The sequence below is a fragment of the Nesterenkonia sphaerica genome, assembly GCF_005771565.1.
Classification (GTDB): Bacteria; Actinomycetota; Actinomycetes; order Actinomycetales; family Micrococcaceae; genus Nesterenkonia; species Nesterenkonia sphaerica.
The window spans coordinates 41,295-66,640 of the sequence record NZ_VAWA01000002.1; the positions used below are offsets into that span (position 1 = coordinate 41,295).

Genomic DNA, 25,346 nt, shown 5'->3' on the forward strand with positions numbered 1-25,346 from the left:
ATGGCCATCTATGAGCGTGAGCCAGGTTCAGAACAACCATACTGGGGCCTTGGGCCCTTCAAGGTGAGGCTCCCTTTGGTGCACTACCGCCTTGAGGCAGCGGAGTTTGTTCAGGGGTTGATTTTGTTCGTAGTCAGCCTGGGCATGATTCCTCTTCTGGAGCAATATCTGGGTGTCCCCTATGACATTGCCCTAGCCTATGTTGTGGTCTGTGGCGTGGGGTTTCTTCTTCCCACCCTGCTGGGTGTCCCCATGGTGCCTGGATGGATCACACCTGCCATTCCCGTAGTGGTGTTGTTCTTGGGGGATTTCGAGCCCGGACCAGAATCTATACAGGCGCTCTTTGCTTTGCAGTTTCTAGTCTTTCTAATAATGTTTATTCTCGGTATCACCAGGTGGGGAGAGAAGCTTATTCGAGCTGTCCCAGCCTCCATTAAAGCAGGAATTCTTATCGGCGCGGGCATCGCTGCCATCATGGGAGAAGTCGGCGAGGGTGAAATTTTCTTTGACGCACCAATCTCGCTTACAGTAGGTGCTTTGCTTGCCCTTTGCTTTCTCTACTCGAAAACGTTCTTGTATTATGCAGGAAAGAATCAGATTCTCGGCGTGATTTCAAGCTACGGTCTGGCTCCGGCGATCATCGTCGGCGTTGTAGTGGCCTACGTCTTCGGTGAGTTCCCGCGTCCTGAAGTTGAATGGGGCATTACCTCGCCAGACTTTGTTGGTATGTGGAGCTACTTGCCCTTCACAGTCGGTTTCCCCTCTCCGGAAGTTTTCCTCTTGGCAGTCCCCACAGCGCTGATCGCCTACGTCATAGCATTCGGAGATATGATCGTGGGCAATGCCCTCATCCAGCAGGCGGATGAGGATCGTCCGGACGAGAAGATCGACGCAGGACTGACTCGCCTGCACCTAGTGACTTCCCTGAGGAATCTGCTGCATTCGTTCTTCGCGCCGTACCCAGGTTTGGCGGGCCCGGTTTTTACCGCTCCCCATGCGGCGATTGTCGCTAGGTACAGGTTGGGCAAATACAACATTGGTCGGAAACCGATGGACTCCATACATGGAGGAATGGGAAGCTTCTGGATTGCCGGCTTCATCGCGCTCTTTGTTCTGCCTTTGGTCACCGTGTTTCAACCTGTGCTGCCGTTAACGCTGGCCCTTACCCTGGTATTGACCGGTTACGTAACGATCGCTGTCGGGATGGGGCAAATTACTACGACGACGCAGCGCGGCGTTGCTGGTGTTACGGCAGTTGTACTCGCTCTGCACGGAGCCATTGCCGGCGTAGCAGTGGGGTTGGCTTTGTATTTCCTCATCGAATGGAGCGGAAAAGAGAGTAAGACGAAGACGGAGCCTCGCCGACCCGACACTGCGACTAGCTCCTCTAGCACGGAGCAACCTGCGGAGGACGACCACGGCGATCACGAGAAGCCCAAGGACGACTAGCATGCCGGTTACCACCGACGTCAGTGAAGGTCTGGGAGTCCTCACCCTGGATAACCCCAACCAGCGCAATGCTCTCTCAACGCAGGCCATGAACGAGATAATCGCTGGTTTGCAGAACCTCAGTGAGGCTGAATCAGCAGGCTGCATCATCATTAATGCCCGCGGGCCGGTTTTCTCGAGCGGTCACGACCTCCGGGAAATGATCGGGCGTGGGATAGAGGAAAAACACTCGATATTTGAGCTATGCAATGTGATGATGGAAACGATCCAGCAACTCCGGCAGCCAGTCATTGCTGCAGTTCAGGGACCGGCTATGGCCGCTGGCTGTCAGCTAGTGGCGACCTGCGACATGGCAATCGCCAGTGATTCGGCAGTTTTCAGTACTCCTGGAGTCAAGATTGGATTGTTCTGCTCGACACCCATGGTTGCGGTCACGCGGGCAATCGGTCGCAAGCGCGCCCTGCAGATGTTGCTTACGGGTGAACCGGTCTCTGCAGCCACGGCTGCGGACTGGGGCCTAATCAATGAAGTAGTTTCCCCAGAGAGTCTAGATTTGCGCGTTCGGGAGCTCGGAAAACAGGTTTCTGCCGCCAGTTCAATGACGCTTAGGGTCGGTAAACAAGCGTTCTACAAACAAGCAGACCTTCCCCAACCGGAGGCTTATGCGGAGATGGCTGAGGTGATGGCCACCAATGCCCTGGCTGACGACGCCCAGGAGGGCATGGGCGCATTCTTAGAGAAGCGGACACCAGTGTGGCGTAACCATTGAACGTCACGTAGCAATTTCCACTGGGGGACACTCAGACCTCTGCTATTTGACCTAGCGCTTCGGCCTTCCGGAACGCACGTTCAAACTCGCACGGCCGGGACTGCTTTCGCAGCTAAGGTCTGTTACCCACCTAGCCCGAAATAGTACCGGGCTCGGTCAGTAGCGTTTCAATACGGTGTAGTTGCTGGAATTATCGACTGGCCGGAGCCCAATTACCGAGGATTCTTGGGCCCACCGCAATGTTTACAGGTCGCTAAATTCGCAGGAGCTGAAGACCTTGATCAAGCTGCTGGTGTTGAAGCCGGTACTGCCAGACGAACTCAGAATGTCGGCGTATACGAGTCGATCCGCAATTCTGCTGAGTCTAATGATCGCAGGCTACGGGACAAATTGCCTGTGTATGAATTTTCCAATGTGCTCAGCCCCAGCACCTCCGGTCACGGGGAGGACTGTTGGTTCTCCACACTTTGCGCCCGGGCGTTTGACGCGCCGGGCGTATCCACAGCCGGGCGTCACCCGGTGGGGTGGAAACGTCGCTTCGCGCAGTCTGTTTCGCACAGACCAGTGAAAGGAGCGGGGTATGCGCAGCAAGGATCGTACGGGGCTGCTGGGGGAGGACAAGGCTGCCGAGTACCTGCTTCAGAGCGGTCATCGCATCCTGGAGCGGCGCTGGCGCACCACCACCGGCGAGCTCGACCTCATCACCCTCGATGGCTCCGATCTGGTGGCCGTAGAGGTCAAGACCCGGAGGGGCCTCGGCTATGGGCACCCCTTTGAGGCGGTCTCCGAGCAGAAGCTTCGCCGCCTGCAGCGGCTGCTGCTGGAATACGCGTCGCAGTCGCAGCTGCGTCCCACCCGCAGCCGCATTGATGTGATTGCGGTGATGCTGCCGCATACGTCCGCCGCGCATGCCGCCTCGGCTGAAGTCGAGCATCTGAAGGACCTCCCATGACGATGGGGCGGGCACGATCAGTGGTACTGATCGGTATGGAGGGCCGGGTGATCGAAGTGGAAGCCGATATCGGTCAGACCCTGCCGGCTTTCGTGCTGCTGGGCTTACCGGATGCGGCTCTGCGGGAGAGCCAGGACCGCATTCGGTCGGCAGCGAAAAATACCGGGCTGGACCTGCCCCGCCGGCGGCTCACCGTTAACCTCTTCCCGGCCTCTCTGCCGAAGTCCGGATCCGGACTTGATCTGGCCATCCTGATGAGCGCCTGGGCAGCCGACGGGTATATGCGTGGCACCGCCGAGGTCATTTTCTTGGCCGAGCTCGGCCTCGACGGCAGACTCCGGCCGGTCAATGGTGTCCTGCCTGCCGTGGCGGCCGCCGCCGCAGATGGCGCGCGCACCGTCGTCGTCTCAGCGGAGAACGCCGCGGAAGCGGCACTGGTGCCCGGCGTGGAGGTACTGTCGGCGTCACACGTGCTGCCAATGGCCCACCACTTCCGTACCCCTAAGGCCGCACGTATCCTGCGCCCCAGCGAGGAGGTCGTGGAGCAGCGCACGGGCGGCGCTGACACCACAGTGGCTCCGCCGGCGGAGTACAGCCAGGACCTCGCCGACGTCCGCGGCCAACAGGAAGCCCGTTTCGCACTGGAGATCGCCGCCGCCGGTGGTCACCATATGCTGCTGATGGGCGCCCCCGGAGCAGGGAAGACGATGCTCGCCGAACGGCTGCCCTCCATCCTCCCGCCCTTGGACCAAGACGAGTCCATGGTCGCCACAGCGATCGCCTCGATCAGTTCCGGGGCAAGCAGTGTGACCCGGCTGCAGAGGTGCCGGCCGTTCGAGTCACCTCACCACAGCGCCACTGCAGCGTCAATACTCGGCGGAGGAAACCGGATCCCAGGACCTGGAGCCGCCACCCGGGCTCACCTCGGGGTGCTGTTCCTGGATGAGACACCCGAGTTTCACCGGCACGTCCTGGATTCGCTGCGCCAACCGCTGGAGACCGGGACCATCACCCTGCACCGCTCAGCGGGACAAGTCACCTATCCCGCCCGGTTCCAGCTCGTGCTGGCGGCCAACCCATGCCCCTGCGGGATGAACGTGGGCAACGGCAGACAGTGCATCTGCTCGGTGGCGCAGCGCAGGAACTACCTCAGTCGGCTCTCCGGGCCACTGCTGGACCGGATTGACCTTCAGGTTCAGGTTGACCGCCCCCACTCGGCAGCGCTGGCGCTGGCGGACCCAGGAGAGTCCTCGGCGGCGGTGGCGCACAGAGTCCAGCAGGCCCGCCACCGCCAACAGCAGCGACTGAGCCGATACGGCCTGGGGCTGAACAGTGAAGCCCCGCTGAACCTTCTGTCCCACGAGCTGCGGCTGCCACGCCGCTGCCTCCGCGCATTGGATGCGAGTCTGGACCGGGCCCAACTCTCATTACGCGGCTATGTTCGAGTGCTCCGGCTGGCTTGGACTGTCGCGGACATCGCGCTCAAGGACCACCCAGACCAGGACGACATCGACATCGCCATGCACCTGCGCCACGCCGCCGCCCGGCATTGACCGAAAAGGAGATCCACCTCATGGATGACACCCCGGCATGGGCACCCGAGAGCATCAGGCAGGCACGGGCGGACCTCAGCCGGCTCATCGAGCCAGGGGACCTGCTGGGCTCCCTGACGGTCAGCGCCCTGGGAGCTGAGCCTGCGCTGGATCTTATCCGCTCCGGGACTGGGCCCAGCGACCGTGTCCAGCAGCAGGTGGGTGAAGCAGCCGAGACGGCCGGGCTCACCGCGCGCCAGCGGAAACTGGCCCCGGCGCTGGAGAGGTGGCGCACCCGGCGTGGCCAGACGGGGCACAGGCGCATGCTGGACTCCCTGCGCCGCCGGGGCGGCGGACTCCTCATTCCCGAGGACGCGGCTTGGCCCCGGCAGCTCCACGATCTGGGAGCCGCCCAGCCGGTGGCGCTGTGGTTCAGAGTCGCCCCAGGGGAGTCCGACCCGTACATTGAAGCGCCAGCACGTCTGCCCCACCCGGCGCGCAGCGTGGCTGTGGTGGGTTCGCGGGAGATGACTGACTATGGGGCACAGGTGGCCTGGGAGACTGCGCGGCAACTGGCTGCCCATGGCGTCAGTGTCGTCTCCGGCGGGGCATACGGGATCGACGCCGCGGCACACCGTGGGTCGTTGGAGGGAGCTGATGAGGAGCAGAGGCCGGCCGTGGCAGTGCTCGCCGGAGGCGTCGACAGGCTCTACCCGGCTGGAAACGAACGGCTGTTGCACGCCGTCATGGACCGCGGCATCATCTTCAGCGAAATGGCTCCCGGCTCAGCGCCGACCCGGCACAGGTTCCTGCAACGCAATCGGCTCATCGCGGCGCTTGCTGCGGCGACGGTAGTGGTCGAAGCACGATGGCGCTCCGGCGCGCTGTCGACCGCACATCACGCCATGGACATCGGCCGGCCGGTAGGCGCAGTTCCCGGCAGTGTGCACTCCGCCAGCTCCGCCGGATGCCACCGGCTGCTGCGCCATACCCCGGCCCAGCTGGTCACCGACGCCGCAGATGTGATGGAGCTGGTGGCAGCAGACGCTGCGGGGGTGCTCGCGGCACCCGACGGCCACCCCGCACCGGAGGGCGCCTCCAAGCCCCTGGGCGAGTCTGCCACCGACGGCCTGGGTGACATCGACCGCCGGATCTATGACGCACTTCCGGTCCGCAGCGCCACCACCCCAAGCCGTCTCTCCGAGGTCGCTGGCCTTCCGATTCCGCACATCTTCGGCGCCCTGACCCGGCTGGAGCGGAAGAAGCTGGTCCGCCGCACCACTGCTGGGTGGGGACGGGCGGGATATCACCCCGCGCCGCAGTCCTCAGGGTAAGTGGGTGAGCCTCCAGAGGTGCCCTCGGCTTGGCGCACCGGCGCGCTGGGCAGACTCCGGCCCAGAGTGTGCCTAGACTTCGCAGTATGGAGGAACCAACGGATCCGCTGCTGGAGGAGTTCGTGGCTCATCTGCGTCACCAGCGGCGGTTGTCCGAACACACTGTGCGGGGCTATGCCAGTGATCTTCTGCAGCTCAGCGCACACGCAGGCGGGCTGGCGAAGCTCCAACTGGCCTCACTACGAACCTGGCTGGCCGAACTGCACGCTGCCGGACTGGCCCGCAGCACGCTGAACCGGAAGACCGCCTCTGTGCGAGCTTTCACCGGATGGGCCCATAAGCGCGGGCATCTCAAGGAGGACCCCGCCGTGCGGCTCCGGTCCGCTCCGCGCAGCCAGCACCTACCCGAGGTGCTCCAAGCCACGCACGTCCAGGAGCTGACTGCTTCCGCGCAGCACCTCAGAGAAGCCTACGAGCACCTCCGGGAGGCTGACCCCACCGGCTGGGCCGTGGCAGTGCGCAATGAAGCTATCATTGAGGTGCTCTACGCCACCGGGATCCGGGTCTCCGAGCTGACAAGCCTAGACCTGACCTCGGTGGAAACCCACCGCCGCATGCTGCGCGTCCTGGGGAAAGGCCGCAAAGAGAGAATGGTCCCCTTCGGCCGCCCCGCAGAGAAGGCACTGCACAGATGGATCCAGCAGGCGCGGAAGATCCTGAGCCGCCCCGACAGTGGCCCAGCACTATTCCTCGGCCAGCGGGGGGCGCGCATCGACGTGCGAGTGGTCCGCCGGGTGGTCGACGAGAGCCTTGCCGCCCTGGGAACCACCGCCGCGCGGGGCCCGCACTCGCTGCGTCACAGCGCGGCGACTCACCTCCTCGACGGTGGGGCTGACCTGCGCACAGTGCAAGAAATGCTCGGACACGCGTCCCTGTCCACCACCCAGGTCTACACCCACATCTCGGTGGATCGCCTCACCCAAGCGTACGCTCAGGCCCACCCCCGCGCCTGAGCGACACCCACCGGATTTACTTACCGCCAGCGGTGCCGCAAACGGCGCATACCTGTTAAGATGTCACAGACGTGCCTTCACAGCACACGCACTCCCGGTCGTTGGGGAAGACGTACCGAGATGCACATGTGGAGGTTGGAAATGTCGGATTATGTAGCCAGGGGTGTCCTGCACATCCACTCGGCGCCCAGCGCGCTCTGCCCTCACGTTGAATGGGCAGTAGCGTCCGTTGTGGATGCCCGGGTCAATTTTGCGTGGGTTGAACAGCCTGCCGCACCCGGAACTCAGCGTGCCGAGCTGACGTGGCAGGGCAGGCAGGGCCTGGGCGCCAAGCTCGCCTCAGCACTGCGCTCCCTGGGGCATCTGCGTTTCGAAGTGACCGAGGAGCCATCCGCCGGCTGCGACGGCTCCCGCTGGTCGCACACCCCCGAACTGGGCATCTTCCACGCCACCGTCGACACCGCCGGGAACATCATGGTTTCCGAAGACCGGATCCGGTACGCCTACGAATTGGGGGTCGGCGACCCCACAGTGATGTACCAGGAGCTCTCACTGGCGCTCGGCGAGGCCTGGGATGAGGAGCTCGAACCCTTCCGGCATGCAGCTGAGGGAGCACCGGTGCGCTGGCTCAGCCACGCCGTCTGACCCTCACCACACCATTCTGAGGGCCGGAGCCCTCGTCGAGGAGCCCCGGGCACCCCTGCGGCTGCGTACTCAGACGCTGCGGAAAGCGGCCACAGCGTTGTGCCCGCCGAAGCCGAAGCTTGAACAGATGCCAACCTGCGGACCGCTGCCCAGTTCACGGGGGCTGCCGGCGACCACATCCAGCGGGATCTGCGGATCCTGGTTCTCCAGGTTGATGGTGACCGGAGCTTTGCGATCTGCCAGTGCCTTCACGGTGAAGACGGACTCCACGGCGCCAGCGGCGCCGAGCAGATGGCCGGTCTGTGACTTGGTGGCGGAAACGCACACCGAATCCAGATGAGAGCCGAAGACAGACTTCATGGCGGTGTACTCCGGAACATCGCCCAGCGGAGTGGAGGTGGCGTGGGCGTTGACGTGAGTCACGTCACCCTCCGCAGCGTCAGCCGAGGCCAGTGCCCGGCGAAGTGCGCGCGTGGCACCCAACCCCTCCGGATCGGGGGCCGTCAAGTGGTGAGCATCAGAGGTGACGGCCCCGCCCGCCAACTCGGCGTACACGGTGGCGCCGCGGGCCTCAGCGTGCTCCTGGGTCTCAATCACCAGGGCACCGGCACCCTCACCCATCACAAACCCGTCGCGGTCTACATCATAGGGCCGGGAGGCCGCCGCGGGGTCATCATTGCGGCGGGAGAGCGCCTGCATGTTTGCGAAGGCGGCCAACGGCAGCGGGTGGATGGCGGCCTCGGTGCCGCCGGCAAGAACCACGTCCACATCACCTGCACGAAGCATGTCCATGGCCATGATCAGGGCCTCCACCCCGGAGGCGCAGGCGGAGACGGCTGTGCGGGCTCCTGCCTTGGCGCCAAAGGCCAGGCTGATCGCCCCGGAGGCCCCGTTCGGCATCAGCATCGGCACAGTCATGGGCAGCACCCGACGCGGACCCTTCTCCCGCAGGGTGTCCCAGGAGTCCAGCAGCGTCCAGACCCCACCGATCCCGGTGGCGAAGCTGACCCCGAGGCGTTCGCCGTCGAGCTCAACATCAGTCAGGCCAGCATCGGCCCACGCCTCACGGGCGGCGATCATGCCCAGCTGCGTGGAGCGGTCCATCCGCCGGGTCTCCGGCCGGGAAAGCACCTCTGCCGGCTCCACCGCCACCTCAGCGGCGAACGTCACCGGCAGTTGGTACTGCTCGACCCAGTCGTGCTCAAGTGTCTTCGCGCCGGGAGTTCCGGCCAGAGCGGCATCCCAGGTGCTTTTCACATCACCGCCCAGGGGAGTGGTGGCACCGAGTCCGGTGATAACGAGACGTTTCGACATGGAACTTTCCTACCTGCTGAGGATGGAGCGGTCTGCCCGGTGGCTGAGGCTGCCACGGGCGTTGAAGTGAGGGGTGTGGGGGCTGGTTGGCAACCCCCACACCCTGCGACTGGCGAGACGCGGAGGAATCAGCCGGCAGCGTTGGCGATGTAGTCCACCGCGTCACCGACGGTGGCCAGGTTCTTGACCTCCTCGTCGGGAATCTTCACGTCGAACTTCTCTTCGGCGTTGACCACAATGGTCATCATCGAGATGGAGTCGATATCCAGATCCTCGGTGAAGGACTTGTCCAGCTGGACTTCCTCGGTCTCGACGCCGGTCTCCTCCTCCACGATCTCAGCCAGTCCGGCAAGGATTGCGTTCTTGTCAGCCACTAGGGGCTCCTCTCATCTGTGTTGGGTCGGGTGTGCAAAAAACGTGCGTGTCTAACTTACGGGATACGGATCACTTGTGCGCCGTAGACCAGGCCCGCGCCGAAACCGATCTGCAGGGCCAGACCCCCGGAAATGTCGGGATTCTCAGCCCGCAGCCGGTGCAGCGCCAGCGGGATCGAGGCCGCTGAGGTGTTGCCGGCGTCGACGATGTCGCGCCCCACCAGCACATGCTCAGGCAGCTTGAGCTGTTTGGCCAGCTCGTCAATGATGCGGATATTCGCTTGATGAGGGACAAACGCCGCGAGGTCATCGGCGGAGACCCCGGCCTTCTCGAGGGCTTCAGCGGCGACTTTCGCCATCTCCCACACGGCCCAGCGGAACACGGTCTGCCCGTCCTGGCGCAACGTCGGCCACAGGCGCTGCTCCCGGTCCAACAGCGCCGTAGCATCTCCAGAGGTATGGGCGTCAAAGAGCGCGTCCCGCAGTCTCAGCAGCGAGCTGTCCATGGACACCGCCCCCCACTTCTCCCCATTGGAGCCGATCACGGAGGCCGCGATTCCCGGAGTGGAGGAGGGTCCGACGACGACCGCGCCAGCCCCATCACCGAGCAGGAAGCTGATAGTCCGCTCATGGTTGTCGATGATGTCGGAGAGCTTCTCCACGCCCACCACCAGCACATGCTCCGCGTGCCCGGAACGGACCAGGGCGTCAGCCTGAGCGACTCCGTAGCAGTAACCGGCGCACGCCGCGGAGATGTCGAAGGCCGCCGCAGGGGTGGCCCCGATGCGGTGGGCGAGGTCTGCCGCGGCAGAGGGCGTCATGAAGGGGTGCGTCACCGTGGAAACGATCACCGAATCCACCTGTGAGCCATCGATTCCTGCGTCTTGCAGTGCCTCAGCGGCAGCGGCTTCAGCCATGTCCACCACAGAGACATCCGCCGGCGCCCGGCGCCGGGTGACAATGCCGGTGCGCTGGCGGATCCATTCGTCGGAGGAGTCGATCCACTGGCAGATCTGCTCGTTGTCCACCACCAGGGAGGGGCGGTAGACGCCCAGGCCAAGCACGGCGGTGGCCTCAGCGGCGATGGTGGGGTTCAGGGTCACGGTCACGGCGAGTCTCTTCAGTCGGGGGCTTCAGGCGGTGTGTTCTGCGATGAAATCAGCGGCGGCGCTGAGGTCCTCGGGGGACTTCACGGCGAAGGTCTTGGTGCCTTTGAGCCCGCGCTTGGCCAGCCCGGTGAGCGTCCCGCCGGGAAGCAGCTCCAGGATCCCGGTGACCCCGGCGGCCCGCATGGAGTCCATGCAAGCGTCCCAGCACACCGGGCGAGTGACCTGGTCCACGATGCGGTCCATAATCTCTGAACCTGAGCGCACAGCCGCGCCGTCCCGGTTGGACAGCAGCGGCACGGCGGCATCAGCGGTGTGGCTGGCGGCGGAAGCGGCGGCCAATGCCTGCTGGGCCGGTGCCATGTAGTGAGTGTGGAAGGCTCCGGCCACTTTCAGCGGGATGGTCCGAGCCCGCGCCGGGGGATTGGCGCAGAGCTGGTCAATACCTGTTTGGGCTCCGGCTGCCACAATTTGCCCCGCCCCGTTGATGTTCGCCGGGGTCAGCCCGGCGGCGTCGATGGCGTGGAGCACCTCGTCCTCGGCGCCGCCGAGAACCGCGGCCATCCCGGTGGGCTCTGCAGCGGCGGCCTCAGCCATGGCGGCGGCGCGCACTGCGATCAGCTCCAGTGCCTGCTGGTCAGTGAGGGCTCCGGCTAAGGCGGCGGCGGGGATCTCACCCACGGAGTGGCCTGAGACCAGGACCTTCTCGCCCAGCTCAGCCAGCCGCTCTGGAGTCAGTCCCAGCGCATGAGCGCTGAGCAGCGAGCAGGCCACAATCAGCGGCTGCGCCACTGCGGTATTGCGTAGGGTCTCCTCATCGGAGGTGGTGCCGTGGGCACGTAAGTCAGTTCCTGCGTACTCAGAGTAATCAGCAAGCCGCGCCGAGGCGGCGTCGTCGTTCTCCAACCAGGGGGTCAGAACCCCCGGAGTCTGGGAACCTTGGCCCGGGCACACAATAGCTAGCACACGGTACACCTTTCCATCACCGGGGCTCTCATGCCCCCATTCCGGCAGACGAGATCGCCAGCATGAACTTGTAGGTACCCTACAACGGTCCGGACCTGCGGTTCTTCCTCACAGGCGGCCCAGGGACAGCGCCGTGTGCAGCACATAGGCATCCCGCGGTTCCATGGGGTCCCAGCCGGTGACCTCGGTGATGCGTTTGAGCCGGTACCGGACGGTGTTGGTGTGCACGAACAGCTCCCGGGCGGTCGCCTCCAGCGAGTGTCCGCCGTTGACATAGGCGTCGACCGTCTCCAGCAGGCCGTGCCCCGCTGCCTCCAGCGGGGTGCAGATCCCGGAAGTCAGAGCCTCCTTCGCGTGCGGGTCCCCGGCCAGTGCGCGCTCTGGCAGCAGCTCCTCGGCCGCCGCCGGCCGGGGGGTGCGACTCCACGCTGGGGCTGCCGAGCAGCCGGCGAACGCGGACTGGGCGCAGCGGGCAGCCTGAGCGATCGGACCCTCGTGCTCGGAGTAGACCACAGGCCCTTCGCCGAAGTGCGGCAGAATGCGGCTCAAGCCCTGTTCCACGCTGCTGACTCCGCCCAACAGCAGGATCAGGCGATCGCCCTGGACACCCACCACAGCGTCAGCGGCGAAGCGCACGCATTGGCGGCGCAGATGGGACAGGAACACCGCATCCGCCTGCTCGGGGGCGGAACCCACTACCACGACGACGCCGGCCCCAGACTGCCAGCCCACCGCTGCGGCTCGAGAGGCGATCTGCTCGGCAGGCTCTGCGCGCAGCACCGCGTCCACCAGCAGCGCCTCCAGCCTGGAGTCCCAGGCGCCCCGGGACTCGGCTGCGCGGGCGTAGACATCAGCAATGGCGAAGGCGACCTCGCGGGAGTACCGCAGCACCGCCTCCAGCATGGGGGGCTGGTCCGGCTCAGGCATCAGGCCCGGCAGCCGGTCCTCCACCGCGTCAACAATGGTGCGGATCAGCTGCAGGGCGCGCTGCAGGCTGATGGTGCGCATCAGATCGGTCGGTGCGGGCCCCAGCAGCTCGTTGACCAGCGGCAGGGAGCGGGCGGCGGGGTCCCGCAGCCAATTGGCCAGTCCGGCGATGCCACGCTGGGCGATCAGCCGCAGCGAGGCGCGCTCCTCGGTGGAGAGCTGGTTGTACCAGGGCAGCCTGGACTCCAGCTGCTGGCCCACCTCCGTGATGAGCTGCCCGATGTTGCTGCGCAGGACTTCCAGCGCCTCCTCGGAGACGTGCACTGTTTTGGGCAGCTGCCCGGTGTCGAGACTCATATCTTCACACCCTAGGTTGTGGGGTGTCTACAACCAGAAGCCTAGGCGTCTCCTCCGGCAGTCCCGGAGGTTCCCGCCTTGGGGTCAGCCAGCTGGTACTGCTTCATGGCCTGCTCCGCCTCAGAGGTCTTGCCCAGCATCTGCAGGGCACGCACCACCATGGAGTGGGCATCGATCTTGAAGTGCCGGCGCGCTGCTGCCCGCGTGTCGGAGAACCCGAAGCCGTCAGCACCGAGGCTGGCGAAGGCGTTGGGCACGAACTGACGGATCTGGTCCGGCACCGCGGCGGTGTAGTCCGTGGAGGCGATGATCGGACCCTCGGCGCCTTCCAGCTGCTGGGCGACGAAGGGAACCTCCGGCTCCCGCTCCGGGTCCATCATGGTCTCCTGCTCCACCTGCAGCGCTTGGCGGCGCAGCTCATTCCAGCTGGTCACCGACCACACATCAGCCGAGACCGACCAGTCCTCGGCCAGAAGCCGCTGGGCTTCCAGCGCCCAGGGCACTGAGACTCCGGAGGCCAACAGCTGGGCCTTATTGTCCGCGCCTGACTCAGCGCTCAGCTCCGAGGCCTTCAGCTTGTAGATCCCGCGCTTGACGCCCTCAATGTCCAGGTCCTCAGGCTCCGGCAGGTGCGTGACGGGCTCGTTGTAGACGGTGATGTAGTACATGATGTTGTGATCGCCGTCGTGATCGCCATACATCTCATAGAGGCCGTTCTGCACAATGTGGGCGATCTCGTAGCCGAAGGCCGGGTCAAAGTGCTTCACTGCCGGGTTGGTGCTGGCCAGGATGGGGGAGTGCCCGTCAGCGTGCTGCAGGCCCTCACCGGTCAGCGTGGTGCGCCCGGCGGTGGCTCCGATGATGAACCCGCGAGCCATCTGATCCGCCGCGGCCCAGAAGGAGTCCCCGGTGCGCTGGAAACCGAACATGGAGTAGAAGATGTAGAAGGGAATCATCGCCTCGCCGTGCGTGGCGTAGCTGGTTCCTGCCGCGGTGAATGCGGCGGTGGCTCCGGCCTCGTTGATCCCGGGATGCAGCAGCTGGCCCTGCGCTGACTCCTTGTACGCCAGCATCAGCTCCCGGTCCACCGACAGGTAGTTCTGACCCTTGGGGTTGTAGATCTTGGCGGTGGGGAAGAAGGAGTCCATCCCGAAGGTCCGGGCCTCATCGGGCACGATCGGGACGATGCGGTCGCCGAAGTTCTTCTCACGCATCAGGTCCTTCAGCAGCCGGACGAACGCCATAGTGGTGGCCGCCTGCTGCTTGCCGGAGCCCTTCTTGGCCCCGGCATAGGCCTTGTCGCCGGGCAGCTGAAGGGTGTTGGTCCGCACTCGACGCTCCGGCAGGGCCCCGCCAAGCTGCTCGCGGCGCTTGCGCATGTAGCCGATCTCGTCGGAGTCCTCCCCTGGGTGGTAGTAGGGCACCTGGTAGGGATCAGCTTCAATCTGCTCGTCGGTGACCGGGATGCGCAGGGTGTCGCGGAAGCGCTTGAGGTCGTCCACGGTGAGCTTCTTCATCTGGTGGGTCGCGTTGCGGCCCTCGAAGCTCGGACCCAGCCCGTAGCCTTTGATGGTCTGGGCGAGGATGACGGTCGGTTTGCCCTGAGTCTCCACAGCGGCCTTATAGGCGGCGTAGACCTTCTTGTAGTCGTGGCCTCCGCGCTTGAGACCCCAGATCTCATCATCGGACATGTTGGCGACCATCTCTTTGGTCTTGGCCGAGCGGCCGAAGAAGTGCTCCCGCACAAAGGCACCGGACTCGGCCTTGTAGGTCTGATAGTCGCCGTCCAGGGTTTCGTTCATGATCTGGACCAGCTCCCCACTCTGATCCTGATCCAGCAGGTGGTCCCATTCACGGCCCCAGAGGACCTTGATGACGTTCCAGCCGGCCCCGCGGAAGAAGGCTTCCAGCTCCTGGACGATCTTGCCGTTGCCGCGCACCGGCCCGTCCAGCCGCTGCAGGTTGCAGTTGATGACGAAGTGCAGGTTGTCCAGCTTCTCATTGGCGGCAAGTTGGAGCAGCCCACGGGATTCCGGTTCGTCCATCTCGCCGTCGCCCAGGAACGCCCACACATTCTGCTCCGAGGTGTCCCGGATTCCACGGTTGTGCAGATACCGGTTGAACTGCGCCTGATAGATCGCATTCATCGGGCCCAGACCCATGGAGACAGTGGGGAACTGCCAAAATTCGGGCATGAGCCGCGGGTGCGGGTAGGAGCTGATCCCGTAGGGAGCCTTGGAGACCTCCTGGCGGAAACCGTCCAGGTGCTCCTCGGTCAGCCGCCCCTCCAGGAAGGCGCGGGCATAGTTGCCGGGGGAGGAGTGTCCCTGGAAGAAGATCTGATCGCCGCCGCCGGGATGGTCAGCACCGCGGAAGAAGTGGTTGTGACCGACCTCGTAGAGCGTGGCGACGCCGGCGTAGCTGGAGATGTGGCCACCGACCGAGATGTCCTCCCGCTGCGCCCGGTGCACCATCACCGCAGCATTCCAGCGCAGCAGCCTGCGGTACTTCCGCTCCATGTCCTCGTCACCGGGGAATTCCGGCTCCTGATCCACCGGGATGGTGTTGACGTAGTCAGTGGTGGTGACCATCGGTACGCCGATGGACTTAGCACCGGCACGCTGCAGCAGCGCACGGATGATGTACTCGGCCCGCTCGGTGCCATGAGCCTCGACCAGCTGGTCCAATGACTCGATCCATTCACCGGTCTCTTCTGGGTCCATGTCCGGAAGCTGGTCGATCAGGCCGCTTCGAATGTGGGATGTCTCCTCGCCAGCGCTCACAGTGGGCACCTTTCTGACGTTGTAGTACGGGCCCCGCGGTGGCAGAGCCGTGTTTCGAGAGGGCGATCCGTGCCGCGTGGGTGGCGGACAGACCCAGTGTGCGATGCAACTCTACCGTTTAACAATGTGTCGCACTTTCCGCCCGGGGGGAAACCCGCGTAACGTTGGGGTTGTGGGACTGAACAATGATGCCGCCACGAATGTTGTCGACAACAAGACGCTGCTGGAGGAGCTCGGGCTGCGGTCCGATGCCCTGGTACAGGAGATAGGTGCCGACAGCGACGTCGACGATGCCCTTCGGGACGCGCTGGATGAGCTGCTCGATGAGCCGCTGCTCGATGAGGATGAGCAGGAGGTCGTGGACGCGGTCCTGCTGTGGTTCCGCTCCGGTGAGGAGGACCTCACCGATGCGCTGCTCGACGCACTGACCACCCTGGATGAGGGGGGTGCAGTGTGGCTGATGACCCCACGCTCCGGCCGCACCGGATACGTGCCACCGGTGGAGATCCAAGATGCCGCGACTGATGCAGGACTCCACGTGACCTCCTCCGCCGGTGTCAGTTCCGACTGGGCGGCCAGCCGCTTGGTCCACCGCAAGACCTGGTCCTAGGCGCGGCTGCGGTGAAGTCCGCGACACCCACCCTGCACCCGGGCGCGCCGGCACCGCACTTCCTGCTGCGCAATCAGCACGGCGAGACCGTGGACCTGGCCCAGCTGCGCGGGAGGCCCAGCGTGCTGATGTTTTACCCCTTCGCCTTCAGCCGCGTCTGCAGCGCCGAACTGGCCGAGCTGAACAGCCGCTGGTCCGAGATCACCGCCCTGGGCCTGCGCGTGTGCGCCATTTCCTGCGACAGCATCCACACCCTGCGCGCCTATGCCGACGAGCTCGGTGGGGTGGAGTTCGACCTGCTCAGTGACTTCTGGCCCCATGGCGCCGCGGCAGAGGCCTATGGCGCCTTCGACGCGCAGAAGGGCTGCCCGCGCCGGGAGACCTGGATCCTCGATGACCAGCTGCGCCTGCACCGGAGGGTCGCGGCTGAGTTCTCCACTTCCCGTGACCTCGCCGAGGTGCTCAGCGCTGTCCGCGAACTCCGCCAGGACCAGGCCGGGTAGACCTCCCGGTCCGGTTCGTCCCGATAGGATCCCACTATGCCGCCCCGATCATCCCGCCGCGCACCGGAAGCGGACTTCCGCACCGTGGAACCGGCTGCGCTGATGCTGTTGAAGGGCCCAGAGGACTATGTGGCCACCCGCGCTCTGGACCGGGTCCGTGCGGTGCTGAAAGCCCGCCACCCAGACCTGGAATACACCCGGTTCGACGCCGCCGAGGCCACTCGCGGAGAGCTGACCACCTTGGCTTCGCCCTCACTTTTCGGAGAGCCGCGGCTGATTGTGGCCGAGGATCTGGCCCAGATGAACGAGATCTTCCTCGAAGACATGCTCCGCTTCCTGGACGAGCCGGCCGACCCCGAGGTCACCCTGGTGTGCCGGCACAGCGGCGGCAACCGGGGCAAGAAGCTGGTGGATGCGCTCAGCGCCCGGGGCGTCGTCGTCGACTGCTCCACCGTGAAGAGCGACAATGACAAACTCGACTTCGTCCGCCAAGAGTTCCGCGCCGCACAGCGGGTGATCCATCCGGACGCCGCCCGCGCACTGGTCTCCGCAGCCGGTTCCACGCTGTCGGATCTGGGCAGCGCGTGCCAGCAGCTGATGCGCGATGTTCCGGCGGAGATCACCGCGGAGCACGTCGACAAGTACTTCGGAGGCCGTGTGGAGGCCTCAGCCTTCAAGGTCGCTGACGCCACGTTCGCGGGGCGGGGAGAGTCCGCCTTGCGGCTGTACCGGCACGCGATCGCCACCGGGGTGTCACCGGTCGCGGTCACCGCCGCGCTGGCTATGAAGGCGCGGCAGGTCGCAGCCCTGGTGGACCACCGCGGCTCGCAGGCCGAGTTGGCTCAGACTCTGAAGCTGGCGCCCTGGCAACTGAAACAGGCTGCCGAGGCCGCCCGCCGATGGGGCCCACGGCAGGCCGCTGAGGCGGTGGAGGCGGTGGCGCAGGCTGATGCGGAGGTCAAAGGTGTCTCCAGAACCCCGGAGTACGCCGTGGAGAAGGCCATCTCCCGCATCACCGATCAGCTGTCCCAATGAGTCGCCTGAGGTGCCAGTCTGCTAAGATATGGTGCTAGTGTCCGGGGTCGATGATGGCCCCTGCGCTGTCCGGCGACGGCAAACAGCACGCTGAGCTCATGGGCCCCTCTACCTGAAGAGCCCAGCGTGGATCGCCAAGGTGCCCCACACCACTGAAAACTTCCGTCGTCGCCGCGCCCCCACTGGGGGCGTCAGGACAGTGCTCGCCAGAATAAGCACAAGAACCTTAAGGAATTCACCCGTGGCAAACATCAAGTCGCAGAAGAAGCGCGTCATCACCAACGAAAAGCGCCGTCAGCGCAACCAGGCGGTCAAGTCCGACATCAAGACCGCTATCAAGAAGGTCCGCACTGCCGTCGACGCTGGTGACAAGGACGCCGCAGTCATCGCCAACCGGGAGGCCAGCCGCAAGCTGGACAAGGCGGTCTCCAAAGGTGTCATCCACAAGAACCAGGCCGCTAACCGGAAGTCCGGCATCGCGCACCTGGTGCAGTCGGTCTGAACCGACACTTCAGCCGGGGCCTCGCACGTGAAACCGTGCGGGGCCTTAGCTTTATGATGGACTGACCCCTACGCGAAGGACGGATTGAACACGTGAGTCCGAAGGCCAGCACACCACTGGTGCCCGCTCAGACCTCCCCCCGCGCGATCCGCAACTTCTGCATCATCGCGCATATCGACCACGGCAAATCCACCCTCGCCGACCGGATGCTGCAGCTTACCGGGGTCGTTGAACCCCGCCAGATGAAGGCCCAGTACCTGGACCGGATGGACATCGAGCGCGAACGCGGGATCACCATCAAGTCCCAGGCAGTGCGCATGCCCTGGGACTGCCAGGGACAGACCTACGCCTTCCACATGATCGACACCCCCGGGCATGTGGACTTCAGCTACGAGGTCTCCCGCTCCTTGGCCGCCTGCGAAGGTGCCATCCTGTTGGTCGACGCCGCTCAGGGCATCGAAGCGCAGACGCTGGCCAACCTCTACCTGGCAATGGAGCACGAGCTGGCGATCATCCCAGTGCTCAACAAGATCGACCTGCCGGCGGCCATGCCGGATAAGTATGCCGAGGAGCTGGCCCACCTGATCGGCTGTGATTCCTCCGAGGTCCTGCGGGTCTCCGGCAAGACCGGAGAAGGGGTCGAGGACTTGCTGGACCGGATTGTCGAGGAGGTCCCCGCCCCCGAGGGAGACGCCGAGGCCCCGGCGCGGGCGATGATCTTTGACTCCGTCTACGACACCTACCGGGGGGTGGTGACCTTCGTACGGGTCACCGACGGTCAGCTCGGGCGCCGCGAGAAGATCAAGATGATGTCCACCGGAGCCACCCATGAGCTGTTGGAGATCGGTGTCTCCAGCCCCGAGCCGGAGGCCACCGACGGCCTCGGCGTCGGTGAGGTCGGATACCTCATCACCGGGGTGAAGGATGTGCGGCAGTCCAAGGTCGGGGACACCGTGACCTCTGCGGCCCGGCCCGCCGAGTCCATCATCGGCGGGTATCAGGAGCCCAAGCCCATGGTGTTCTCCGGGCTCTTCCCGCTCGACGGCTCGGACTTCCCGGTCCTGCGGGAAGCGCTGGAAAAGCTTCAGCTCAACGACGCCGCCCTGAACTTTGAACCCGAGACCTCCACCGCACTGGGCTTCGGCTTCCGCGTGGGATTCCTGGGGCTGCTGCACTTGGAGATCACCCGGGAGCGCCTGGAGCAGGAGTACAACCTAGACCTGATCTCCACCGCCCCGAACGTCATCTACCAGGTCACCGACGAATCCGGGGAGCGGCACGAGGTGACCAACCCCTCAGAGTTCCCCGACGGGAAGATCGCCGAGATTCGTGAACCGATTGTGGATGCCACCATCATTGTCCCCGCGGAGTACATCGGGGCGGTGATGGAACTGTGCCAGGCCCGGCGCGGCTCCATGGACGGGATGGACTACCTCTCCGAGGAGCGGGTCGAGATACGCTACACCATGCCCCTGGCGGAGATCGTCTTCGACTTCTTCGACCAGCTGAAATCCCGCACCAAAGGTTACGCCTCGCTGAACTGGCAGGCCTCCGGCGACCAAGCCGCTGACCTGGTCAAAGTGGAGATCCTGCTCCAGGGTGACCGGGTCGACGCATTCAGCGCCATCACCCACCGGGACCACGCCTACGCCTACGGGGTGAAGATGGCCTCCAAGCTCAAAGACCTCATCCCGCGTCAGCAGTTCGAGGTGCCCATCCAGGCCGCCATCGGCTCCCGCATCATCGCCCGCGAAAACATCCGAGCCATCCGCAAGGACGTCCTCTCCAAGTGCTACGGCGGCGACATCAGCCGCAAGCGCAAGCTGCTGGAGAAGCAGAAGGAGGGCAAGAAGCGGATGAAGATGGTCGGCACCGTGGAGGTGCCGCAGGAAGCGTTCATCGCCGCGCTGAGCTCAGACGAGGGCAAAGCCAAGGAGAAGGCCAAGAAGTGACCGTGGTGGCGTATGCCGGCATCCCTGCCACTGGGTGACCCGGTGCCCGCCGACGGCGGATTCCCCCCTGAGGTGCGGCGCGCACTGCCGGGGCGGGGGGAGACGCCGTTCGGGCTCTACGTGCACATTCCCTTCTGCTCGGTCCGCTGCGGATACTGCGACTTCAACACCTACACTGCCGCAGATCTGGGCCCAGGGGCCTCCCGACAGTCCTACCCGGAGACCGTGGTGGGCGAACTGGAGTTCGCGCGCACCACGCTCGACGCCGCCGGGGCCCCACAGCGTGCCCTGTCCACCGTCTTCTTCGGCGGCGGGACCCCCACACTGCTGCCCGCCGAAGACCTCGCGCTGATCCTCCGCCGGGCCCAGGAGCTTTTCGGTTTCGCGGCCGGGGCTGAGGTCACCACCGAGGCCAACCCTGACACGGTCAGCGCGGAATCAGCGCAGATGCTCGCCGAAGCGGGTTTCACCCGGCTGAGCATAGGCATGCAGTCGGCTGTGCCGCATGTGCTGAAGACCTTGGACCGCACCCACGATCCGCAGAACGTGCCCGCCGCGCACGCGGCGGCGCGTGCGGCGGGACTGCAGACCTCGCTGGATCTCATCTACGGCACACCGGGGGAGTCGCTGCAGGACTGGAAGCGCAGTCTCGAGACTGCTGTGGAACTGCAGCCGGACCACATCAGCGCATACTCGCTGATTGTGGAGGACGGCACGGCCATGGCCGCCAAGATCCGGCGCGGCGAGCTGGCGGATATCGATCCCGATGATCAGGCGGATAAGTACGTGGTCACCGACCAGCTGCTCAGCGCCGCCGGCTACCAGTGGTACGAGGTCTCCAACTTCTCCCGCGGACCCCACACCCGGTCCAAGCACAACCTGCACTACTGGCAGGACACGGACTGGTGGGGGGCGGGCCCGGGGGCGCACTCGCATCTGGCAGGCATGCGATGGTGGAACGTCAAACATCCGGCACCTTATGCGCAGCGTGTCCAGCAGGGCGTCTCCCCGGGGCACGGCCGGGAGCTGCTCGATGCGCAGGCCCAGGTCTTGGAGCACCTTATGCTGCGGCTGCGGATTGCCGAGGGGCTAGATGTGGCGAAGTTCAACGCCCTGCCCCAGATCCGACAGGGGGCGGCCGCCCCCATCACCGCTGAGCAGGTGCATCAGCTGGTTCAGGAGGGTCTGGCCGAGGCCGGCGCGGCGGGCCCCTCGGCGGAGTTCCCGCTGGGTCGCGTGGTGCTGACGCTGAACGGCCGGCTGCTGGCCGATGCGGTGACCCGCCGCCTCGCCCACTCGTAACAACCTTATAGGGTTATATATGTCAAATATAACCTGATATGGTTATTTCATGACTGTACCCGTGGCGCTCATCGCTGATGTCATCGGCTCCCGGGAGCATCCGGACCGGTACGAGGTCCAGCGCGCGGTGGAGGACACCCTGGCCCGCATCTCCAAGGTAGCTCCCCCCGTCCAGGACTTCCACGCCACAGTAGGCGACGAGTTCCAAGCCCTCTACCCATCCCGCCACGCCGCGCTGCGGGCCACGCTCTTCGCCGGCCTGCTGCCGCAGCAGGGACCGCTGCTGCGCTTCGGGCTGGGCCAGGGGGAGGTGGGCAGCGTGCCCAGCCGCACCTCAGAGCGCATCGAGGACGGGCCCGGCTGGTGGCGCGCCCGGGAAGCCATCGAGTCCGTCACCGTGCAGCAGCGGCGGTTCCCCTTCCTGCGCAGCTGGTTCATCAGCGAGACACCCGAGCAGGACGTCACCGTCAACGCCTACCTGCTGACCCGGGATCAGCTTCTGGACGGACTCAGTGTCCGTGCCCGGGACTATGCTCGGAGTGTGGCTCAGGGGGCGAGCCAGAAACACGTCGCCGCCGAACACGGAGTCTCCCAGCCGGCAGTGTCCAAGCTGTTGCGGGAGTCAGGAGCCGCAGCACTCCTGGAGGGTTTCAGAATGCTGTCCTGATCAACGGGGAAAGGAAGGAGGACACACTGTGTTGCTGTTGGCGGCAATCCTGGTCATCATCGGCTTAGGCGACATCCTGCGCTCCCTGCTGCAGACAGGGACCTTCGGCACCATCGCAGCGCTGGGCGGAGTGGCGGCTCTGGTGCTGCTGGCCACGGGCCTGCTGACTGGTATTCCCTGGTGGGCGGTGGCGCTGTGCGGGATTCCGGCCCTGCTGTGGTTCCACACCATCTCCGTCCGGCAACCCACCGGATCGGTCCGGGGCACCGCCCCACAAGTCCTGGTCTTTGTGCTGCTCTGCGGCGGGCTCACCGTTCTCGGTGACACCGTGGCACCGGCCGGCGAGGTGGTGCCGGTACCTGCGGTGGGCCGGTTCGACACGGAGCTGGCCGCATTGGCTGCCGGGGTGGCGCTGTTCCACGTGGTCAGCGCCAATGCTGTGGTGCGGCTGGCCCTGAGCGCGGAAAAACATGGCCGCAGCGCGGCAGAGTCCGAACTGCTGGTGCGCAAGCCCCAGCTCAAAGGCGGACGCTGGATCGGCCCGCTGGAAAGAATCACGCTGACCGGCCTGCTGGTCGCCGGAGCCTACCCGGTAGCGGCAGGTCTGATCGCAGCCAAAGGGATCATCCGTTTCCCAGAGATGCACCAGGACCGGGCAGAGGGCAACAAAGCCGAGTACTTCCTGGTGGGCAGCTTTGTCAGCTGGACCATAGCGATTATCGCCGCAGGCCTGCTGTGGAGCGTGGCCTAGAACGGTGGCTCAGCGCACCAGGCGCAGGTTCACCGGATAACGGTAGGGCCGCCCCTTATTGCACTCGGTGCCGCCAATCAGACCGGAGATCGCCATATAAGCCCACACGATCACCCCGGCGATGCCAGCGATGGCTGCAATCGCTGGAATGAACGCTAAGCCGTAGCAGAGCAGAACCAGCACAGTCAGCGGCAAGGTGAAGTTCAGCGCCTCTTTCGACTCCTGAGCAGTAAACGGGCCGCGCTCCCGGAACAGCAGGTAGATGATCAGCGAGGGAATACAGCCGGCGACTGCGCCGAAGTGCGACAGCATCGCCCAGCGGGTGTCTTCCTCGCGGCTCAGCATGGGTGCTGGCTCGGAGGGTCGAGCACCGCTGGCAGCGGCCCTCTGTTTGCCGTTCTGTGTCGTCACTGAGCTTCTCTTGCCTTCCTGGACTTCTCGGGGTCGGGGGCGAATGGTCTAATGATAAATCGCCGACCTTAATATCGGCTGACCTGAGCCAGGTGTGTTCCTGTCGGTGCCCCGAATATCAGGGGACAGTCACGAAGTCGATGAGCTCCTCTACCCGGCCCAGCAGGCTCGGCTCGAGGTCTGCATAGCTGCGCACCCGGGCAAGAATCTGTTTCCACCCGTGGGCGATGTCCCGCTGGCTTGCCGCAGGCAGCCCCAGCGCCCGGAGGGTTCCGACCTTGATATCTGTGCCTCGCGGGACCTCCGGCCAGGCCCGCAGCCCCACCCGTTCGGGCTTCACCGCCTGCCAGACGTCTACATAGGGGTGACCCAGGACCAGTACATTGCCCGCGGCTCCGGCCTGCTGCATTGTCTCCGCCGCGATCCGCGACTCCTTTGAGCCGGGCACCAGATGATCGAGCAGCACACCGATCCGCCGCTCGGGGCCGGGCTGGAATGCGCGAACGGCCGCCACCAGATCATCAGCTCCGTGCAGGGGCTCGACGACGATGCCTTCAGACCGCAGGTCCTCGCCCCAGACCTTCTCCACCAATTCGGCATCATGGGTGCCCTCCACCCAGATGCGCGAAGCGCGGGCGGTGCGCGCCCGCTGAGGAGTCTCCGCGGCGAAGGATCCGGACGCCGTGCGCTGCGGGCCGGCCGGGCGTGCGGTGCGCACCGGAGCGATCAGCTCCACCGGCTGCTCCTCCACCAGAAAGCCGAAGCCCAGGGGAAAGGCCCGCTCCCTGCCGTCGTAGTCGCGCAGGCGCACCACTTTCATGCCACCAGAGGCCTCCACGCCAACCACGACGCCGACCCAGCCGGAGCTGCGTTCCTCCACCTCCAACCCCGGTGCGGCAGCGACTTGAGGCAGCGTGCGCTGCTGGGAGCGGCGTCGTGCTGAAACGTCCTGGGCTCCCCAGGAGCTCCAGTCGGTGGGAAAAGGCGTACTCATGACTGACATTGTAGAATTAGCAGTCGAGCGTTGAGAGTGCCAGGAGGTTCCATGTCCGATACCAGTACCAGGCGACTGCAGGTGCTGCGCGCGATCGTGGAAGACTACGTCCAGACCCGGGAACCGGTGGGGTCCAAAGCGCTGGTGGAGCGGCGCAGCCTGGAAGTCTCCCCGGCCACCATCCGCAACGATATGGCGCAGCTGGAGGAAGAAGGGCTCATAGTGGCGCCGCACACCTCCGCTGGGCGCATCCCCACGGACCTGGGATACCGGCTGTTCGTGGACCGCATCACAGAGGTGCGGCCCCTGTCCCGGGCAGAGCGCCGTGCCATGGAGATTCTGGCCGAAACCGCCGACGACCCCGATGCCACCATGGAGCAGACGGTGCGCCTGCTGGCGATGCTGACCAACCAGGTGGCCGTGATCCAGCACCCGCAGCACACCTCCGCGACCATCCGGCACGTCGACGTAGTCCCTATGTCCGCCCAGAAGGCGCTGGTGATTGTGATTCTCTCCACAGGGAAAGTGGAGCAGCGGATGGTCACACTCGCCGAAACAGTCGATGAGGAATCCCTGCACCGGATCGGTCTGAAGGTCTCCGAACAGCTCTACAGGCGCTCCGCCTCAGCGGTGCCGATCCCCGTGGACGCGCTGATCTCCGCGGTGGAACCGGCCCTGCAGCCCACGATGGCGGTGATTGCCCAGGCAGTGGAGACCATCTTGGAGAGTGGACGCGTGGATCGCATCATCATGGCCGGTACTGCTAACCTCGCCAAGTCGGGTGGAGACCTGGGACCATCGATTGGACCTATCCTTGAGGCGCTTGAGGAACAAGTGGTGCTGCTGCGGCTGCTGCACGAGATGCAGCACGACCGGCGCGGCCTCTCAGTACGGATCGGTCAAGAGACCTCCCACGAATCACTGCAGGACACTGCGGTGGTGGCCGCTGAGTACGCCACGGGGAAATCCGGCGGCAACGGGGCCAAGCTCGGCGTGGTCGGCCCGACCCGCATGGACTACGGCTCCACAATGTCGGCTGTGCGCGCCATGGCACGCTACCTGTCCAGAATACTTTCCGAAGGATGAGAACCGCACGAC

The 25,346-nt window shown here is 65.1% G+C and carries 24 protein-coding genes; 16 read left to right on the top strand and 8 right to left on the bottom strand.

The window, feature by feature from the left end; genetic code table 11:
• The 7 genes from FEF27_RS01705 (at position 1) to FEF27_RS01735 (ending at position 7,694) form a co-directional block, all read left to right on the top strand.
• Positions 1–1,449, top strand: coding sequence for a solute carrier family 23 protein (locus FEF27_RS01705; protein WP_138169104.1), 1,449 nt, complete (start codon positions 1–3; stop codon positions 1,447–1,449).
• A 1-nt stretch (position 1,450) separates the two neighbouring features.
• Entirely contained in the window at positions 1,451–2,218 is a 768-nt protein-coding gene (locus FEF27_RS01710; RefSeq protein ID WP_138169105.1) for an enoyl-CoA hydratase, read from the top strand.
• Between the two features lie 580 nt (positions 2,219–2,798).
• Complete coding sequence (locus tag FEF27_RS01715) at positions 2,799–3,170, top strand: YraN family protein (protein WP_138169106.1); 372 nt, start codon at positions 2,799–2,801, stop codon at positions 3,168–3,170.
• Positions 3,167–4,723: a YifB family Mg chelatase-like AAA ATPase gene (locus FEF27_RS01720; protein ID WP_138169107.1), complete on the top strand. Its 1,557-nt coding sequence runs from the start codon at positions 3,167–3,169 to the stop codon at positions 4,721–4,723. Before FEF27_RS01715 ends, FEF27_RS01720 begins: the two co-directional genes overlap by 4 nt.
• 20 nt (positions 4,724–4,743) lie before the next feature.
• Positions 4,744–6,036: a DNA-processing protein DprA gene (gene dprA / locus FEF27_RS01725; RefSeq protein ID WP_138169108.1), complete on the top strand. Its 1,293-nt coding sequence runs from the start codon at positions 4,744–4,746 to the stop codon at positions 6,034–6,036.
• An 86-nt stretch (positions 6,037–6,122) separates the two neighbouring features.
• Entirely contained in the window at positions 6,123–7,049 is a 927-nt protein-coding gene (locus FEF27_RS01730) for a tyrosine recombinase XerC (RefSeq protein ID WP_138169109.1), read from the top strand.
• A gap of 141 nt (positions 7,050–7,190) precedes the next feature.
• Positions 7,191–7,694, top strand: a complete 504-nt coding sequence (locus tag FEF27_RS01735; RefSeq protein ID WP_138169110.1) for a DUF3145 domain-containing protein — start codon at positions 7,191–7,193, stop codon at positions 7,692–7,694.
• Between the two features lie 69 nt (positions 7,695–7,763).
• Here FEF27_RS01735 and fabF read toward each other — a convergent pair whose 3' ends face one another.
• The 6 genes from fabF to aceE form a co-directional block, all read right to left on the bottom strand.
• Complete coding sequence (fabF, locus tag FEF27_RS01740) at positions 7,764–9,008, bottom strand: beta-ketoacyl-ACP synthase II (RefSeq protein ID WP_138169111.1); 1,245 nt, start codon at positions 9,006–9,008, stop codon at positions 7,764–7,766.
• A 128-nt stretch (positions 9,009–9,136) separates the two neighbouring features.
• The gene (locus FEF27_RS01745) at positions 9,137–9,382 is read right to left on the bottom strand and encodes an acyl carrier protein (RefSeq protein ID WP_138169112.1); all 246 of its coding nucleotides are present in this window, start codon (positions 9,380–9,382) and stop codon (positions 9,137–9,139) included.
• A gap of 56 nt (positions 9,383–9,438) precedes the next feature.
• Positions 9,439–10,491, bottom strand: a complete 1,053-nt coding sequence (locus FEF27_RS01750; protein WP_138169113.1) for a beta-ketoacyl-ACP synthase III — start codon at positions 10,489–10,491, stop codon at positions 9,439–9,441.
• A gap of 24 nt (positions 10,492–10,515) precedes the next feature.
• A complete protein-coding gene (locus FEF27_RS01755) occupies positions 10,516–11,454 on the bottom strand; it encodes an ACP S-malonyltransferase (RefSeq protein WP_138169114.1) in 939 nt (312 codons plus the stop codon).
• Between the two features lie 108 nt (positions 11,455–11,562).
• Positions 11,563–12,738: a PucR family transcriptional regulator gene (locus FEF27_RS01760; protein ID WP_138169115.1), complete on the bottom strand. Its 1,176-nt coding sequence runs from the start codon at positions 12,736–12,738 to the stop codon at positions 11,563–11,565.
• Between the two features lie 41 nt (positions 12,739–12,779).
• The gene (aceE, locus tag FEF27_RS01765) at positions 12,780–15,521 is read right to left on the bottom strand and encodes a pyruvate dehydrogenase (acetyl-transferring), homodimeric type (protein WP_243728956.1); all 2,742 of its coding nucleotides are present in this window, start codon (positions 15,519–15,521) and stop codon (positions 12,780–12,782) included.
• Between the two features lie 172 nt (positions 15,522–15,693).
• On the opposite strand from aceE, the gene FEF27_RS01770 reads away from it, so the two are divergent.
• The 8 genes from FEF27_RS01770 (at position 15,694) to FEF27_RS01805 (ending at position 22,843) form a co-directional block, all read left to right on the top strand.
• Positions 15,694–16,131 carry a DUF3052 domain-containing protein gene (locus tag FEF27_RS01770; RefSeq protein ID WP_243728960.1) on the top strand — a complete coding sequence of 146 codons (438 nt, stop codon included), beginning with the start codon at positions 15,694–15,696 and terminating at the stop codon, positions 16,129–16,131.
• Positions 16,132–16,142: 11 nt separating this feature from the next.
• Positions 16,143–16,634 carry a redoxin domain-containing protein gene (locus FEF27_RS01775; protein WP_166429878.1) on the top strand — a complete coding sequence of 164 codons (492 nt, stop codon included), beginning with the start codon at positions 16,143–16,145 and terminating at the stop codon, positions 16,632–16,634.
• 36 nt (positions 16,635–16,670) lie between these two features.
• On the top strand, positions 16,671–17,669 hold the full coding sequence (gene holA, locus FEF27_RS01780; protein WP_138169118.1) for a DNA polymerase III subunit delta: 999 nt from the start codon (positions 16,671–16,673) through the stop codon (positions 17,667–17,669).
• 241 nt (positions 17,670–17,910) lie between these two features.
• Positions 17,911–18,171, top strand: coding sequence for a 30S ribosomal protein S20 (gene rpsT / locus FEF27_RS01785; protein WP_138169119.1), 261 nt, complete (start codon positions 17,911–17,913; stop codon positions 18,169–18,171).
• Between the two features lie 92 nt (positions 18,172–18,263).
• Positions 18,264–20,123 (top strand): translation elongation factor 4, encoded by a 1,860-nt coding sequence (gene lepA / locus FEF27_RS01790; protein WP_138169120.1) that lies wholly within the window; start codon positions 18,264–18,266, stop codon positions 20,121–20,123.
• A 12-nt stretch (positions 20,124–20,135) separates the two neighbouring features.
• Entirely contained in the window at positions 20,136–21,425 is a 1,290-nt protein-coding gene (gene hemW / locus FEF27_RS01795) for a radical SAM family heme chaperone HemW (protein ID WP_138169121.1), read from the top strand.
• Positions 21,426–21,474: 49 nt separating this feature from the next.
• Positions 21,475–22,092: a SatD family protein gene (locus FEF27_RS01800; RefSeq protein WP_138169122.1), complete on the top strand. Its 618-nt coding sequence runs from the start codon at positions 21,475–21,477 to the stop codon at positions 22,090–22,092.
• Positions 22,093–22,120: 28 nt separating this feature from the next.
• Entirely contained in the window at positions 22,121–22,843 is a 723-nt protein-coding gene (locus FEF27_RS01805; RefSeq protein WP_138169123.1) for a hypothetical protein, read from the top strand.
• A gap of 9 nt (positions 22,844–22,852) precedes the next feature.
• Here FEF27_RS01805 and FEF27_RS01810 read toward each other — a convergent pair whose 3' ends face one another.
• Together FEF27_RS01810 and FEF27_RS01815 are read right to left on the bottom strand one after the other, a co-directional pair.
• A complete protein-coding gene (locus tag FEF27_RS01810) occupies positions 22,853–23,254 on the bottom strand; it encodes a DUF4870 domain-containing protein (RefSeq protein WP_243728961.1) in 402 nt (133 codons plus the stop codon).
• 118 nt (positions 23,255–23,372) lie between these two features.
• Positions 23,373–24,248, bottom strand: a complete 876-nt coding sequence (locus tag FEF27_RS01815; protein WP_138169124.1) for a DUF3097 family protein — start codon at positions 24,246–24,248, stop codon at positions 23,373–23,375.
• Positions 24,249–24,299: 51 nt separating this feature from the next.
• Between FEF27_RS01815 and hrcA the strand changes: the two genes are divergently transcribed.
• Complete coding sequence (gene hrcA / locus FEF27_RS01820) at positions 24,300–25,334, top strand: heat-inducible transcriptional repressor HrcA (RefSeq protein WP_138169125.1); 1,035 nt, start codon at positions 24,300–24,302, stop codon at positions 25,332–25,334.
• Positions 25,335–25,346 lie beyond the last annotated feature (12 nt).

What these genes read in the sequence shown, in the direction of transcription:
- FEF27_RS01705 (WP_138169104.1), top strand. Translation starts at nt 1, where the DNA reads ATGGCCATCTATGAGCGTGAGCCAGGTTCAGAACAACCATACTGGGGC.
- FEF27_RS01710 (WP_138169105.1), top strand. Translation starts at nt 1,451, where the DNA reads ATGCCGGTTACCACCGACGTCAGTGAAGGTCTGGGAGTCCTCACCCTG.
- FEF27_RS01715 (WP_138169106.1), top strand. Translation starts at nt 2,799, where the DNA reads ATGCGCAGCAAGGATCGTACGGGGCTGCTGGGGGAGGACAAGGCTGCC.
- FEF27_RS01720 (WP_138169107.1), top strand. Translation starts at nt 3,167, where the DNA reads ATGACGATGGGGCGGGCACGATCAGTGGTACTGATCGGTATGGAGGGC.
- dprA (WP_138169108.1), top strand. Translation starts at nt 4,744, where the DNA reads ATGGATGACACCCCGGCATGGGCACCCGAGAGCATCAGGCAGGCACGG.
- FEF27_RS01730 (WP_138169109.1), top strand. Translation starts at nt 6,123, where the DNA reads ATGGAGGAACCAACGGATCCGCTGCTGGAGGAGTTCGTGGCTCATCTG.
- FEF27_RS01735 (WP_138169110.1), top strand. Translation starts at nt 7,191, where the DNA reads ATGTCGGATTATGTAGCCAGGGGTGTCCTGCACATCCACTCGGCGCCC.
- fabF (WP_138169111.1), bottom strand. Translation starts at nt 9,008, where the DNA reads ATGTCGAAACGTCTCGTTATCACCGGACTCGGTGCCACCACTCCCCTG.
- FEF27_RS01760 (WP_138169115.1), bottom strand. Translation starts at nt 12,738, where the DNA reads ATGAGTCTCGACACCGGGCAGCTGCCCAAAACAGTGCACGTCTCCGAG.
- holA (WP_138169118.1), top strand. Translation starts at nt 16,671, where the DNA reads ATGCCGCCCCGATCATCCCGCCGCGCACCGGAAGCGGACTTCCGCACC.
- hemW (WP_138169121.1), top strand. Translation starts at nt 20,136, where the DNA reads ATGCCGGCATCCCTGCCACTGGGTGACCCGGTGCCCGCCGACGGCGGA.
- FEF27_RS01800 (WP_138169122.1), top strand. Translation starts at nt 21,475, where the DNA reads ATGACTGTACCCGTGGCGCTCATCGCTGATGTCATCGGCTCCCGGGAG.
- FEF27_RS01815 (WP_138169124.1), bottom strand. Translation starts at nt 24,248, where the DNA reads ATGAGTACGCCTTTTCCCACCGACTGGAGCTCCTGGGGAGCCCAGGAC.
- hrcA (WP_138169125.1), top strand. Translation starts at nt 24,300, where the DNA reads ATGTCCGATACCAGTACCAGGCGACTGCAGGTGCTGCGCGCGATCGTG.